Origin of the sequence: Spiroplasma poulsonii (assembly GCF_009866525.1) — a bacterium.
Lineage (GTDB): Bacteria > Bacillota_I > Bacilli_A > Mycoplasmatales > Mycoplasmataceae > Spiroplasma > Spiroplasma poulsonii.
In genome coordinates, this window is record NZ_CM020866.1 from 518,719 (window position 1) to 532,898 (window position 14,180).

At 27.2% G+C, this 14,180-nt stretch carries 18 protein-coding genes; 8 read left to right on the forward strand and 10 right to left on the reverse strand.

The window, feature by feature from the left end; translation table 4 throughout:
* The first annotated feature begins 11 nt into the window (after positions 1-11).
* Entirely contained in the window at positions 12-1,397 is a 1,386-nt protein-coding gene (gene lpdA, locus MSROBK_RS02870) for a dihydrolipoyl dehydrogenase (RefSeq protein ID WP_040093012.1), read from the forward strand.
* Between the two features lie 141 nt (positions 1,398-1,538).
* A complete protein-coding gene (locus tag MSROBK_RS02875; RefSeq protein ID WP_040093013.1) occupies positions 1,539-3,584 on the forward strand; it encodes a hypothetical protein in 2,046 nt (681 codons plus the stop codon).
* Positions 3,585-3,763: 179 nt separating this feature from the next.
* On the opposite strand, the gene MSROBK_RS12945 is transcribed toward MSROBK_RS02875, so the two are convergent.
* Together MSROBK_RS12945 and MSROBK_RS12950 are read right to left on the reverse strand one after the other, a co-directional pair.
* Positions 3,764-4,123: an IS5/IS1182 family transposase gene (locus MSROBK_RS12945; protein WP_052443403.1), complete on the reverse strand. Its 360-nt coding sequence runs from the start codon at positions 4,121-4,123 to the stop codon at positions 3,764-3,766.
* 23 nt (positions 4,124-4,146) lie between these two features.
* Positions 4,147-4,599: an IS5 family transposase gene (locus tag MSROBK_RS12950; RefSeq protein ID WP_040092446.1), complete on the reverse strand. Its 453-nt coding sequence runs from the start codon at positions 4,597-4,599 to the stop codon at positions 4,147-4,149.
* A gap of 116 nt (positions 4,600-4,715) precedes the next feature.
* Between MSROBK_RS12950 and MSROBK_RS02885 the strand changes: the two genes are divergently transcribed.
* From MSROBK_RS02885 to MSROBK_RS02900, 4 genes are all read left to right on the forward strand, one after another.
* Positions 4,716-6,923, forward strand: a complete 2,208-nt coding sequence (locus MSROBK_RS02885; RefSeq protein WP_040093014.1) for a hypothetical protein — start codon at positions 4,716-4,718, stop codon at positions 6,921-6,923.
* A 111-nt stretch (positions 6,924-7,034) separates the two neighbouring features.
* Positions 7,035-7,619, forward strand: coding sequence for a hypothetical protein (locus MSROBK_RS02890; protein WP_052443443.1), 585 nt, complete (start codon positions 7,035-7,037; stop codon positions 7,617-7,619).
* A 59-nt stretch (positions 7,620-7,678) separates the two neighbouring features.
* On the forward strand, positions 7,679-8,365 hold the full coding sequence (locus MSROBK_RS02895) for a hypothetical protein (protein WP_227991388.1): 687 nt from the start codon (positions 7,679-7,681) through the stop codon (positions 8,363-8,365).
* A 12-nt stretch (positions 8,366-8,377) separates the two neighbouring features.
* The gene (locus tag MSROBK_RS02900; RefSeq protein ID WP_227991390.1) at positions 8,378-9,007 is read left to right on the forward strand and encodes a hypothetical protein; all 630 of its coding nucleotides are present in this window, start codon (positions 8,378-8,380) and stop codon (positions 9,005-9,007) included.
* Positions 9,008-9,172: 165 nt separating this feature from the next.
* Here MSROBK_RS02900 and MSROBK_RS12955 read toward each other — a convergent pair whose 3' ends face one another.
* Together MSROBK_RS12955 and MSROBK_RS12960 are read right to left on the reverse strand one after the other, a co-directional pair.
* On the reverse strand, positions 9,173-9,571 hold the full coding sequence (locus tag MSROBK_RS12955; RefSeq protein ID WP_242441474.1) for a transposase family protein: 399 nt from the start codon (positions 9,569-9,571) through the stop codon (positions 9,173-9,175).
* Positions 9,556-10,008, reverse strand: a complete 453-nt coding sequence (locus MSROBK_RS12960; RefSeq protein ID WP_040092446.1) for an IS5 family transposase — start codon at positions 10,006-10,008, stop codon at positions 9,556-9,558. Before MSROBK_RS12960 ends, MSROBK_RS12955 begins: the two co-directional genes overlap by 16 nt.
* Before the next feature lie 307 nt (positions 10,009-10,315).
* Between MSROBK_RS12960 and MSROBK_RS02910 the strand changes: the two genes are divergently transcribed.
* Both MSROBK_RS02910 and MSROBK_RS02915 read left to right on the forward strand, forming a co-directional pair.
* The gene (locus tag MSROBK_RS02910; protein WP_052443444.1) at positions 10,316-10,753 is read left to right on the forward strand and encodes a hypothetical protein; all 438 of its coding nucleotides are present in this window, start codon (positions 10,316-10,318) and stop codon (positions 10,751-10,753) included.
* On the forward strand, positions 10,710-11,594 hold the full coding sequence (locus MSROBK_RS02915) for a hypothetical protein (protein ID WP_052443445.1): 885 nt from the start codon (positions 10,710-10,712) through the stop codon (positions 11,592-11,594). Before MSROBK_RS02910 ends, MSROBK_RS02915 begins: the two co-directional genes overlap by 44 nt.
* Positions 11,595-11,679: 85 nt before the next feature.
* On the opposite strand, the gene MSROBK_RS12965 is transcribed toward MSROBK_RS02915, so the two are convergent.
* The 6 genes from MSROBK_RS12965 to MSROBK_RS12980 form a co-directional block, all read right to left on the reverse strand.
* Positions 11,680-12,078 carry a transposase family protein gene (locus tag MSROBK_RS12965; protein WP_416375435.1) on the reverse strand — a complete coding sequence of 133 codons (399 nt, stop codon included), beginning with the start codon at positions 12,076-12,078 and terminating at the stop codon, positions 11,680-11,682.
* Complete coding sequence (locus MSROBK_RS12970) at positions 12,063-12,515, reverse strand: IS5 family transposase (RefSeq protein ID WP_040093016.1); 453 nt, start codon at positions 12,513-12,515, stop codon at positions 12,063-12,065. Before MSROBK_RS12970 ends, MSROBK_RS12965 begins: the two co-directional genes overlap by 16 nt.
* Before the next feature lie 26 nt (positions 12,516-12,541).
* Complete coding sequence (locus tag MSROBK_RS12065; protein ID WP_258267051.1) at positions 12,542-12,670, reverse strand: hypothetical protein; 129 nt, start codon at positions 12,668-12,670, stop codon at positions 12,542-12,544.
* 27 nt (positions 12,671-12,697) lie between these two features.
* Positions 12,698-13,057, reverse strand: a complete 360-nt coding sequence (locus MSROBK_RS02925) for a hypothetical protein (RefSeq protein ID WP_040093018.1) — start codon at positions 13,055-13,057, stop codon at positions 12,698-12,700.
* A 235-nt stretch (positions 13,058-13,292) separates the two neighbouring features.
* Complete coding sequence (locus tag MSROBK_RS12975) at positions 13,293-13,691, reverse strand: transposase family protein (RefSeq protein WP_242441474.1); 399 nt, start codon at positions 13,689-13,691, stop codon at positions 13,293-13,295.
* Entirely contained in the window at positions 13,676-14,128 is a 453-nt protein-coding gene (locus tag MSROBK_RS12980) for an IS5 family transposase (protein WP_040092446.1), read from the reverse strand. Before MSROBK_RS12980 ends, MSROBK_RS12975 begins: the two co-directional genes overlap by 16 nt.
* Between the last annotated feature and the right edge of the window lie 52 nt (positions 14,129-14,180).

The following is a 14,180-nucleotide window of genomic DNA, read 5'->3' on the forward strand; positions in this document are numbered from 1 at the left end:
GAGGTTATGAGATGGAAAATAAATATGATGTAATTGTTGTCGGAGCTGGTCCGGGTGGATATGTTGCGGCAATTAAAGCGGCCCAAGAAGGTTTAAAAATATTAATTATTGAAAAAAAATATTATGGTGGTGTTTGTCTAAATGTTGGTTGTATTCCAACAAAAGCGTTATTAAAAAGTAGTAAAGTTTACGATTTAATTGGTCATGCTGATACTTATGGAATTGATATTTCAAAAATGACAGAAGTTGCCCCAAATTGAGTAAAAATGCAAGAACGCAAAGCAAAAGTAGTAACACAATTAACAAAAGGGGTTGAATTTTTATTGAAAAAAAATAAGGTTGACCTAGTTAAGGGTGAAGCAAAAGCAATTGATAAAAACACAATTGAAGTAGCAGGAAAACGCTATATATGTACAAATTTAATTATTGCAACAGGAAGTGTTTCACGTAATTTACCATTACCAAGCTTTGAACAAGCAGAAAAAGATGGTTATGTTATTTCATCAACCGAAGCTTTATCATTACCAAAAATTCCAAAAAAATTGGCAATTATTGGTGGTGGTGTTATTGGAATTGAATTTGCTTGTTTATACCGTCGTTTAGGAACAGAAGTAACAATTTTACAAGGTTTAGATACAATTTTAGAAATGTTAGATAAAGATATTCGTGAAGAATTAACAAAACTATTAATTAAAAATAAAGTTAAAATTGAAACATCTGTTAAAATTAAAGAAATTAAAGGTAAAACCGTCATTTATGATAATAGTGAAGGAAAAGAAGTTAAGTTAGCAACTGATTATTGTTTAGTATCAGTTGGTCGTGTCCCTGTTACAACCGGTTTTGAAAATATTGGGTTAAAAATTGGTGAACGAAAAAATATTGAAGTTGATGATCAATGTCGTACTAATTTACCAGGCGTTTATGCAATTGGGGATGTTGTTGGAAGAGCAATGTTAGCCCATGTTGCTTCATCACAAGGTCTTTTAGTAATTGATAATATTAAGGGAAAAAATGAAAAAATGAATTATAATCGCATTCCATCATGTATTTATTCATTTCCAGAAGTTGCAACCGTTGGAATCACCGAAGAACAAGCAATTAAAGATAAAATTGCTTATAAAGCTTTTAAATTTCCGTTATCAGCGAATGGAAAAGCACTAGCAGATGGTGAAACCGATGGGTTTGTTAAAATTTTATGTGAACCTAAATACGGTGAAATTTTAGGGGCCCATATTATTGCGGCTACAGCAACGGATATGATTTCAGAAATTACTGTTTGTATGGAAACAGAAGGAACAATCCATGAATTTGGAAAAGCGATTCATCCGCATCCAACTTTATCAGAAGTTTTAATGGAAGTTGCGCACGGTTTAGAAGGATATGCCATTCATATTTAAAGTTACAAAAAGTAACTTTTTTTTATTAATTAATTGTAAAAAATCTAATCTAATCTTTAATTGCATTTATTCTTAATTTTGCTATAATGAGTCCATATTAGAGCACGTAGGTTATATAAAGGGGAATTAAGGAAGAAACTAATGGCAAAAAAACCAGGAAGTTGAGATAAACTTAATAAATTAACGAAAAACGTTACTGTTGCTTCGCGAAAAAGAGGGTGAATTGCGGCAATTTGTGTATTGTTATATATCGCAGTTTTAATTCCGTCGGCTTATTTTGCTGTGTCATTTTTAGCGAAAATCTTAAGTTATGGGGGAATTCAAACGGATGGTCCTTTACCAGACTTTGAGACAGGGGATTATTTTCAAGTTAATTTTGCTAAAACTGAACTACGGGATAATACTAAAAAAACTCCTGTTTTTGCAACATATGAACTGCTACCTGATTCAACAACTGGCGGTGTTGCACAAACACGAGTTCAAACGACATCATTACGATTAGAATATGCTTATAATTATATTTTTGCAAATGCCCCAAAAATGTATATTGCGAATAATATCTTTTTTAAAGGAAAATATGGTGATGTTAACCAAATTCAAATTTTAAATATTTACACTAATCCGCAAGGAACAAAATCATTGGGACTTGCTGATGTTCAACAAAATAAATTAAATTTAATGGAAAATATGTTGTATTTAAAAATTAAATATAAAGGTGAAGAACAATTAACATTAATTTGAATGCCAACGCTTTTTGTTGGAATTGAAGGATTTTTATCAAACTTTTTAAATTTTAAAACAGCAGAAACAATGAACAAGGATAAACCTGACCCAACAATTTGAGAAAATCAGACAAAAATTCTTGGTAGTCAAGCAAATAATATTATGTTAAATGGAAGCAATAATAGTTTAACTTTAGATGATGAAGTTTATGCGGCTTATAAAACAAAATTTGCTGCTTTTTACAACGAAAATAAAGGGACAGATAAAGAATTTATTGGTGATTATAATCCATACAGTAATTTTGCTATTTCAAGTGTTAATCCACAAGATCAAATTTTACCAGGGGTATTTTTTGATAGTGTTGGCTATATGTTTGATATGAATCGAGTGATTCAATCAGCACAACAAAATAATCCTGATTTTAGCGGATCACTAGCAAAAAAAGACATTAATATTGGAGGTCAATACATTCCGCAATTATTAATTTTCTTAATTAATGTTTTAGAAACATCAGAAAATCGGGGGTTAGTTTTACCCGAAGATTTAGTACCAAATGATTGAAAAGATTGATATCAATTAATTCAACCGAAACGATTAGACGTCACTAAACAAGAACAATTTTATTTTATGTTCTTGCCAAAAGATGAAACAATTCAAAATATCATTGGTAATCTTTTACGCAATCAGGTAACAGATGTCTTAAGCGGGAAAGAGACACTAGCAACTGCTGTTAAAGATTTACAACGTGATGTTTTGAGCAATCCTAATGATTCAAAATATAAATGGGTTTATGATTGAAATATTTTACCATTTCAATCATATGGTTTTATTGAAAAAAGTGATTATACTGTCATTAAACGAACAATTCAAGAAAATAAAAATTTAGTAATTGATTTTCTTGGTAATTCTGTGCCAGGAACAGAATTTGTTACAATTGACCAACCATCATTACACTCAGTCACTAATTTAGTTCATCCAGGAAATGTTGATGCGTATACCATTGATGATCCTCAAAAACGAAATACATTATTTACAAAATATTGAAGTGCTAACTTATATGGAGCAACAACAACACTAAATCAAATTAATATTGATGTAAGAAATATTAGTCTTGATCAAAAGGCATTTGAAACAATGTTGATGAATCAAATTATTGACCAAACATGAGCGTTTATCAAAAATATTGCCCAAGTAGCAGGAAATAAATTAAATATTATTAATGGTATTTCAAAAGCACAATATGAAACAACTTTCAAAAAGGATTATCAAACAACATTTACCCCAGTTAATAATTATCATAGTAGTGCTGGCACATTCCTTGAATGATTTAATACCCTTCTTGCTAATGATGAAACTCGTTATAGTCTTTTTACGGTCCTTGATATTAAATTAGCATTACAAGTAGGTGGGAATATCCCAGAGAGTTTAAAGGCGGTCACTTTCCGCTTTAACATTAATTATTAATAAGATAATAAACAGTAGATTTCTTGCATTACTTGTTAAAAAATTGCAAATATTTGTAAAAAAGATATTAATAGAAAAATATAATTTTAATTAATTATGTTTTTTATTTAAAAATTTAATATTTTTCCACAACGAAAAATTAATTTATTATTTAAATTATTTAATTTTAAATAAATATTTTATGTTAAATATAATAATTGTAAATTATAAATTGAGGCAATTAAATTAAATCTTAAACCAAATCTTTTTCTTCGATTACGATATTTTTCTGTAATAATTTTAAATTTTTTAAGAATAGCAAAAATATTTTCAATAATAATTCTCATTTTTGAAACTAGTCTATTATATTGCTTTTGTTCTTTGTTTAAAGGGTTTTTCTTTGTTTTCTTTGTAGGTATTAGAACATTATTGTGATTTTTTTGTATTCCTTGATAACCACTATCAACTATTAATTTGGTATTTTTTAAAATTGGGATTTTTGATTCTTTAAATAAAGCATAATCATGTTTTTTTCCGAGCGAAAAACTTGTTGCAATAATTTTTTTGGTTTCTTGTTAGATAATTACTTGTGTTTTGATCGTGTGTTTTTTCTTTTTACCAGAATAAGATTGTTTTTGTCTTTTTTTGGGCGTTGGATTGGAGTTTCGGTAGCATCAATAATAATAGTTTTATCATTAAAATAATCATTTATTAGTGCTTTTTTACCAGCAAGTTGTTGAAAATCAGAGTTTTTAATTAAAATATCTTCAATTCACTTAATATTACGATAACAATTAGCCTCACTAATATCAAAACTTTTACCAAGATGAAAATAAGTCTGATATTCTCGTCAATATAATAAAGTCATCAATAATCTATTTTCTAATGATAATTTATTAGTTTTACCACCTTTTTTAAATTTTTCTATTTCAGCAACTTTTAAAATATCTAACATTTTATTAAAAGTGGATTTTTTTATTCCTGTTAATCTTAACCATTCTCTATCATTAAGAGTATTAAATTTATTATTGTTCATATTTTTATGTCCTCATAAATTATATTTTATAATAATATTTTAATAAAAAAGGGTATCGCAAGAAGTCTAGTGTATAATTATACTAGTAAATACTTAGGGAAGGAGAGATGTTCTCAATGCCAAAAATTTTAGCACTTTTAACAGCAACTGTTTTGGTAAGTGGTTCAACAGCTAGTGTAATAGGATGTGGAACACCTTCACCTTCAAAAATTAATGGAAAAGAAAATCTTGCGACAGAATTTACTTTGACAAATAATGTCATTGTTACTGATGACAATATTCCTGTTCTTGATTCAATTTTTGAGCAAGCAAAAACAGAACAACGAATTGCTTCAACTTTGACAGTAGATATTTTTACTGTTACTGATTCTGCAAATTTGGAAAAACCGGTTAATGATAACACTCCACAAGAGGGTTATGTTGTTTTAATAGTTCGTGATGATAATGATATTCCGTATATTGGTTCAATTATTATTCATTTTACTGTTATTAAAACAGCATCAATTGACCTTAGCCAAACAATTCAGTTAAAAGATCTTTGGGATATTACAAAATATGATTCAATTAATGATTTATACCAAGATATTTGAAAAGTAGCAGTTAATGATTTGCAACCAGATACACCAAAGAGTTACGATACGTACGATATGTCATGGTTTAAGATACCACCGGTAACTTTTAACCAAAAATTAGATGTTGAAATGCAGGCCGCTTATAATGGTAAAGCGAATACACCAACTGCAATGTATAGTGGAACAATTGTTATTAAGTTAGCGGTCATTAGTTATCGTGCGCAAGTTAACTTAAAATTACAACAAAATAACTTACCACCAGATGCACTATATGATTTAGTTTGAACAGAAGTTAAAAAATATTTTGCCACTGATGTAAGAGTTTCAAATGATCGAAATGACTATTTAATTGACTGAAATAGTGTGACAGAACCCCCAGTTGGAGAAGCTGTTTATTTATACTTTTTAGCAACGCCAAAAGATGAGAATGCACACCATTATATTCGTGCTGTTGGAGGTGTTACTAAATATCCAATATTGTTACCACCAACAATAAAACTAACGGTGCCAGTTGTTGTAACGCAAAGAGAACGTCCAAATGTTAATAAAGATTATATCTGGGCGATGGAAATGCAAGAAGCAAACTTAGTAAATGGACCAGAACTAAAAGACTTTGATGTAACGAGTTGAACGACAACTTTAAATCAAAATTGACCTAGCATTAGTGGGTCAAGAGTTGTGACATTAAATGCAATTAACCTTAATACAAATCCAATGTTTAAAGGTGATGTTGCAATTGAAGTTGAGTTAATTAATCAAGGAACGGCTATTAGTTTATTACCAGTTGATTCAATTTTATTAGTTCGTCAAGATCATCATACTGTTGATTCGGTGCTAAATTTAGTTTGAAATAATGTTATTAATACCCCAGAATGAGGTCCTAGTTTATCAAACCAATTAAGTAATTTTAGAATTAAACGAAAAGACGATTTAAAACGAGCATTAGAAGCAACCGAGCGTAATGGTGATTGAGCAACTTATGTTATTTCAATTCTTGGTAATCAAGAAGATGGATCAGGGCGTGATGTTGATGTTCTTGTTCAAGGAAAAATTAAAATGATTGATAATCCAATAACAGTTGATTTACCAATTGATTTAACAAGTAAAAATTATCGTTTTAATGCAACAAAATTAGAGACATGAAAAGAACAGGGATCTTATTTTAAACATCAAATTTGAAAAGACGTTATTAAACAACCACCATTTGTTGATCAGAACGAACTTACTTTTGGGATTTCCAAAAATGAAGCTGATTGAAATGTAACAGAATTAGGAACACTGATTGGTGAAGCGATTAAAAATTATGACCCTAATACAGCAAAAGACATTTCTTTACAATTCGATCTGATGTTATTAAATCCAACAAATTATGGTGGTAAAATAACACTTGATTTTAAATTAACACCAGGAATACCAACTGCTTTTGGAGATATTGATTTAACTAATAAAGTAGAACCAATTTTTGTTCGTAAGTTACCAGCAACTGAAGACGAGAAAACTGCTTTGTTGGTAAAAATTATGGAAACATTATTAGATCAAAGCATTACAAAAAATCCTGCTTTACATAATAAGTATCCAAATGTACCATTAGATTTAAATGTGTATAATGCCTTTACAAATGAAGTTTTAAACGAACTAGTCTTGCCGATAGCAACAGATTCTATTAAGGAATCAATTATTACAATTCAGCCAAATATTCCGGTATTTGAAGGAACAGTTAAACTTAAAGTAAAACTTATTTATCAACCATAAAAAATTCTTCTAAGCTAGAAGAATTTTTTATTTTTAGGTGATAGTATTTTTTGAAGAAAATGCTATAATCATTGTAAATAAAAGGAAAAGTAGTAATTTTGGGTGATATTGATGAGCAAACAGGACAAATGAACGATAAAAGCAAGTTCGCAAGAACAAGATATTCGTTTAACACGAATGTATTTTAATAATGCAATGGAAATTGTTGGCCGTATTTTGATTTTACTTGGTCAAGGAATTATGCTGGGGGTGATTATCATTGTGTCAGCCTCATTAGCAATGATTGCAACTAGTAAGCTTCCAATTCCAGCTGTTTTTAATAATTTTGGTGTTGCTGATGGTGTTTTTCGTGGGATGACAATTATGCTTGCTTTGTTAGGCATTATCTTTTCGTTAGTTTTTGTTATTCCAACGTTAATTGTTCGTAATATTAAAACAATAAAATTAACAGGAATTATTTTTATTACCTTAGGGTCTTTCTTTACTTTATTAATGTTAGCAATAAGTGTTGTTGCTTATCTTTATATTCCAGTGCGCTTAAATTTCCCGGGGGTTATTATGGCTGGAATTTGTGCATTAGTTTTGTTTTGAGGGAGTTTTTTATTATGACTTTCAGCATGACAGCAACAAAAACGGATTAATATTGCAATGGCGGAAAGTTTAGATTTTAGATCACAGTTAAAAGTGGTTGAGTAGGAAGGTGTCAAATGAAAAAAGAGAAAACAATATTGTCAAAAGGTGAGACCGCATCAAAAATGGTTCAGAAAATTCAATTTGTGGAAGATAATCGCCCAGCGTCATTAAAAAGTTTGGACAAAACGGTGGTGGATAAAACAGTTAAATCATTAGGTGAGTATGAATTAAAACGCAAAAAACAAAATAAACCTTTGCCTTATCATTATAACGTTGATGCAACTAAATATTATTTTGCAACAAAAGGAGAAACTTTAGCCCGCATAATGATTATTTTTGGGCAATTAATGTTAATTGTTGTTTCATTGGTATATATTCCAACTTTAAGTCAAGTTCTTGCCCATTTTCTGATGTCTTTGGTTTCAAAATTAAACACTTCTTTTACGGGGCCAATTGTTATTGCCTTAATTATTTTATTATCAATTGCCTGAGTATCAACATTCTTTTTCTTAACAATTCCAATTTTAACGGCTCAGACCTTACGAACTGTTCACATTTGAACAATTATCGTAAGCATTGTTGGCAACATTAATTTTATAATTGTTTTTTTAATTGCGGTCCTACAAGTGCTTTATATTAAAGGTTCGGTTGCTGGATTAAATATTAACCCATTTATTTTATCAGGAATCATTCTTGCTGCTTTTGTTTGTTTTGCAATTGGATGTATGGCTTTACAAAATAACCGTAAGAAATATCAACGAAAAGTTGAAAATGAATTAGCAAATCAAATTCGTGCAACAAGAGGATAAGGAGAGATTAGGATGTTAACAAAAATTAGTTCAAAACGCGATGAATTAGCATTACAATGAAACACTCGAGTTGAAGTTGCAACACGGTTATTAATCATTGGTTTTTCTATTTTAGGTACTTTTATGGGTTATTTTATTAGTGCTGGTTGTGCGATGGCTTACAATAATATGAAAAATTTAACGGGAGTTATTTCACATCGAACTTATGAAATTAATTATATTATTGCTGGTGTAATTGGCCTTGTTTGTGCCTTCTTTTTCTTTTGTTTTATTGGTTTGCCCTATCTTAAATTAAAAAGAGCGGCAAGTTTTAAAAGTTGAATTATTATTTCCACTGTTTTTGCCATCATATATTATACAGTTTGTTTTATTTTAGCAGTTACTTATATTGGAATGTTTAATACAATTAATAATTATTTTATTGTTGCTTTTACTTTAATTAGTGTTTGTATTCTAGTGATTTTTCCTTCCTATGTTTTACTGTGACGAGAAGTTAAAAAACAATGAATTTTACGAAAAAAATTTGAATATTTAACAGATGAAACACAAATGAAAAAAGTTGAAACAAAGTTAGTGACATTAGAACAAGAACGACAACATCTTGTTGAATTAGAAACAATTAAGTATAATAAAGAAAAATAGACTTCTTGCATTACTTACTTGTTAAAAAATTGCAAATATTTGTAAAAAAGATACTAATAGAAAAATATAATTTTAATTAATTATGTTTTTTATTTAAAAATTTAATATTTTTCCACAACGAAAAATTAATTTATTATTTAAATTATTTAATTTTAAATAAATATTTTATGTTAAATATAATAATTGTAAATTATAAATTGAGGCAATTAAATTAAATCTTAAACCAAATCTTTTTCTTCGATTACGATATTTTTCTGTAATAATTTTAAATTTTTTAAGAATAGCAAAAATATTTTCAATAATAATTCTCATTTTTGAAACTAGTCTATTATATTGCTTTTGTTCTTTGTTTAAAGGGTTTTTCTTTGTTTTCTTTGTAGGTATTAGAACATTATTGTGATTTTTTTGTATTCCTTGATAACCACTATCAACTATTAATTTGGTATTTTTTAAAATTGGGATTTTTGATTCTTTAAATAAAGCATAATCATGTTTTTTTCCGAGCGAAAAACTTGTTGCAATAATTTTTTTGGTTTCTTGTTCGATAATTACTTGTGTTTTGATCGTGTGTTTTTTCTTTTTACCAGAATAAGATTGTTTTTGTCTTTTTTTGGGCGTTGGATTGGAGTTTCGGTAGCATCAATAATAATAGTTTTATCATTAAAATAATCATTTATTAGTGCTTTTTTACCAGCAAGTTGTTGAAAATCAGAGTTTTTAATTAAAATATCTTCAATTCACTTAATATTACGATAACAATTAGCCTCACTAATATCAAAACTTTTACCAAGATGAAAATAAGTCTGATATTCTCGTCAATATAATAAAGTCATCAATAATCTATTTTCTAATGATAATTTATTAGTTTTACCACCTTTTTTAAATTTTTCTATTTCAGCAACTTTTAAAATATCTAACATTTTATTAAAAGTGGATTTTTTTATTCCTGTTAATCTTAACCATTCTCTATCATTAAGAGTATTAAATTTATTATTGTTCATATTTTTATGTCCTCATAAATTATATTTTATAATAATATTTTAATAAAAAAGGGTATCGCAAGAAGTCTAATATAATTTAAATAATTTAAAAGAAAAAAACAGCGGGTGTATGTTCAAAAACCAGTTTTAGAACAACAAGAAAAAAAGCAAGCAGGAAGAAAAAAAGAGTTTAAAGCAGATTTAAAAAATGATTAATGTGTATGGAAGGAAAGGCTATTAATGGTAAAAGAAGATAAGACTAATAATATTTTAGAATCACCAGTACCAATGCGTCGAAAATTATCGCGAAAAACTAATTTAAAGATTTTTGCCATTTATTGGAACAGTTGCGATTGCAGCTGGTCTAGGTGGTGTTATTTATTCTGTTGTTGCACCCTCTTATTATCATAATAAAAATCCATGAGCTAATGCTACTTTGTTGGATGATAAAATTACTAGAATGATAAATCAACAATTATCAAAACCATTACTTGATTTTAATGGTGATCCAAGGCCAGAACATTTAGCGAGTTATGTTTCTTTTAATACTGGTGAAAAAGATGGGATTGATATTTATCCTAATTTAGATAATATTAAAATTATTCAAGAAATTTTTGCAAAAAACGATTGAATTAAAAATAATTTAAGTACTGTTGAAACAATGTTAAAAGGAACAGGGGCCAACTTTGTCAGGAACTCGAATAATTTATCAAGGAAATCGATTGAATTTAATTTTACGACCAAAAATTTTAACTTATCCCTATAATAATGGTGATGATAAATATGGGTTAGTAACAGTTACTCCTGTTGATAAAGACCGCGGATTATTTACTTATAAAATTAGATTTGTTTTGCAACTAATTGGAACTGATAATGCTGGTTATTATGTTGATTTAGAGAAAACTTTTGATTATACATATGATACAACACAAGCGGCAGTACCAACATTATTAATTTTAAGTCAAATGTTAAATTTAATGAGTAATAGCAAAATTGTGACATTAGTTCAGAAATATGGCCTTGCGTTAGACACTAATAATGAAATAATTTTAAATGCACTTTTAACAGAATATTATCCAATCGCAAAGGCTGATAATAGTATTATTATTAATGAGCAAGTTGTTAATAAAAATGGAACTCCATTTGCAGCAATTACAGATAACCCTTCTGCAAGTAATTTAACATTAAATATTAAGTATAATGTTAAAAAATTTAATCCCTTACAACAATTTGGTGCTAGTTTTTTTGATTATCATAGTAATAATTACGGGGTAATTGCCAATATTTTTACCAAAATTGGAATTAAAATGCCAACCTTTGTTAATGTTAAGAATAGTTATGATTTATATGATCGAAATACTGATCAAACATTTTTAAATGGCGTAATGCAAGATCAACGGGTTGATTCTTATCAAGGTTATATTAAAGAAATGGGATTAAGTTCTGATAATGTCTCTGATAATGTTAACTATGAAAATAATGATTTTAGTTCATATGTATGAGGTTCTGAACACCAAATTTTTTATAATAGACTTCTTGCATTACTTGTTAAAAAATTGCAAATATTTGTAAAAAAGATACTAATAGAAAAATATAATTTTAATTAATTATGTTTTTTATTTAAAAATTTAATATTTTTCCACAACGAAAAATTAATTTATTATTTAAATTATTTAATTTTAAATAAATATTTTATGTTAAATATAATAATTGTAAATTATAAATTGAGGCAATTAAATTAAATCTTAAACCAAATCTTTTTCTTCGATTACGATATTTTTCTGTAATAATTTTAAATTTTTTAAGAATAGCAAAAATATTTTCAATAATAATTCTCATTTTTGAAACTAGTCTATTATATTGCTTTTGTTCTTTGTTTAAAGGGTTTTTCTTTGTTTTCTTTGTAGGTATTAGAACATTATTGTGATTTTTTTGTATTCCTTTATAACCACTATCAACTATTAATTTGGTATTTTTTAAAATTGGGATTTTTGATTCTTTAAATAAAGCATAATCATGTTTTTTTCCGAGCGAAAAACTTGTTGCAATAATTTTTTTGGTTTCTTGTTCGATAATTACTTGTGTTTTGATAGTGTGTTTTTTCTTTTTACCAGAATAAGATTGTTTTTGTCTTTTTTTGGGCGTTGGATTGGAGTTTCGGTAGCATCAATAATAATAGTTTTATCATTAAAATAATCATTTATTAGTGCTTTTTTACCAGCAAGTTGTTGAAAATCAGAGTTTTTAATTAAAATATCTTCAATTCACTTAATATTACGATAACAATTAGCCTCACTAATATCAAAACTTTTACCAAGATGAAAATAAGTCTGATATTCTCGTCAATATAATAAAGTCATCAATAATCTATTTTCTAATGATAATTTATTAGTTTTACCACCTTTTTTAAATTTTTCTATTTCAGCAACTTTTAAAATATCTAACATTTTATTAAAAGTGGATTTTTTTATTCCTGTTAATCTTAACCATTCTCTATCATTAAGAGTATTAAATTTATTATTGTTCATATTTTTATGTCCTCATAAATTATATTTTATAATAATATTTTAATAAAAAAGGGTATCGCAAGAAGTCTATTATATGTTCCTACCCGCAAATTAGTATTATTATAGCGTCCAACATTAAGTTCATTTACTGCAATATTAAAAGCATTACTATGCAAACTTTCAACGGGATAATTATTACCTGGTTATCCACTACCCGTTGGATTACGATATTCTCAATCATTGGCAGCTTGAAGAATTGCTTGTTGATAATCATTATATAGGTCTTTCACCCTATCCAAGGTTGTGTATGTTTTCGATAAAGCAAAAGTTGATTGTAAAACATTAAGATTGTTTTTATCAACGCCCCATGGATCTTTCACAACTTTAGTTGGGAGTTCATATTCATAAGATAAATCATAAAGTTTATTAAACGTTCCATCATATGAAAATTGCACATTAATAACAATGCTTGGAAAACTTAAAAGTTTATCTTGATACACCTTATTATTATTTCCTCGTAACATTCCATTGATTGGCGGTTGTTTAGTAAAAGTTGTTCCCACAATTGTTGTGGGATTTCTCCCAACACCAACGGTAATGTCCTTAACAATCTTGTTAATATCAATATATTGATTAGACTTCTTGCATTACTTGTTAAAAAATTGCAAATATTTGTAAAAAAGATACTAATAGAAAAATATAATTTTAATTAATTATGTTTTTTATTTAAAAATTTAATATTTTTCCACAACGAAAAATTAATTTATTATTTAAATTATTTAATTTTAAATAAATATTTTATGTTAAATATAATAATTGTAAATTATAAATTGAGGCAATTAAATTAAATCTTAAACCAAATCTTTTTCTTCGATTACGATATTTTTCTGTAATAATTTTAAATTTTTTAAGAATAGCAAAAATATTTTCAATAATAATTCTCATTTTTGAAACTAGTCTATTATATTGCTTTTGTTCTTTGTTTAAAGGGTTTTTCTTTGTTTTCTTTGTAGGTATTAGAACATTATTGTGATTTTTTTGTATTCCTTGATAACCACTATCAACTATTAATTTGGTATTTTTTAAAATTGGGATTTTTGATTCTTTAAATAAAGCATAATCATGTTTTTTTCCGAGCGAAAAACTTGTTGCAATAATTTTTTTGGTTTCTTGTTCGATAATTACTTGTGTTTTGATCGTGTGTTTTTTCTTTTTACCAGAATAAGATTGTTTTTGTCTTTTTTTGGGCGTTGGATTGGAGTTTCGGTAGCATCAATAATAATAGTTTTATCATTAAAATAATCATTTATTAGTGCTTTTTTACCAGCAAGTTGTTGAAAATCAGAGTTTTTAATTAAAATATCTTCAATTCACTTAATATTACGATAACAATTAGCCTCACTAATATCAAAACTTTTACCAAGATGAAAATAAGTCTGATATTCTCGTCAATATAATAAAGTCATCAATAATCTATTTTCTAATGATAATTTATTAGTTTTACCACCTTTTTTAAATTTTTCTATTTCAGCAACTTTTAAAATATCTAACATTTTATTAAAAGTGGATTTTTTTATTCCTGTTAATCTTAACCATTCTCTATCATTAAGAGTATTAAATTTATTATTGTTCATATTTTTATGTCCTCATAAATTATATTTTATAATAATATTTTAATAAAAAAGG